This window comes from Candidatus Bandiella numerosa (genome assembly GCF_021811875.1).
Classification (GTDB): Bacteria; Pseudomonadota; Alphaproteobacteria; order Rickettsiales; family Midichloriaceae; genus Aquirickettsia; species Aquirickettsia numerosa_A.
This window is the reverse complement of the sequence record NZ_JAJBJD010000295.1, coordinates 1-247: the sequence shown is the minus strand read 5'-3', so window position 1 is coordinate 247 and position 247 is coordinate 1. Positions and strand designations below refer to the sequence as shown.

The 247-nt window shown below is 43.7% G+C and carries 1 protein-coding gene; it reads right to left on the bottom strand.

All coding sequences use genetic code 11. The features are described 5' to 3' along the window. The coding region (locus L8D11_RS05665; protein WP_236870680.1) for a hypothetical protein at positions 1-247 on the bottom strand (247 nt) is incomplete at both ends.

The following is a 247-nucleotide window of genomic DNA, read 5'->3' as shown; positions in this document are numbered from 1 at the left end:
CATTGTCAATATTTGCTTCATAAAGATTCCACTCATTAGAGGACATAGTCGCTTTAATCTGCAAAACATTGTGTGCATTCTCTCGGGTCCACTGCATTTTTTGTTTTCGCTTGAATCTAGTATTTATGTGCGCCGTGCATGATGTAAGAGTAGAGGGTTCAAGTCCCTCATGGGCTGATATAGAGCTGTCCATTAGCTGAGGCAAGGTTAACTTCGTGAGGAGTTGGCGGAAGGAAGCTGACGGCAA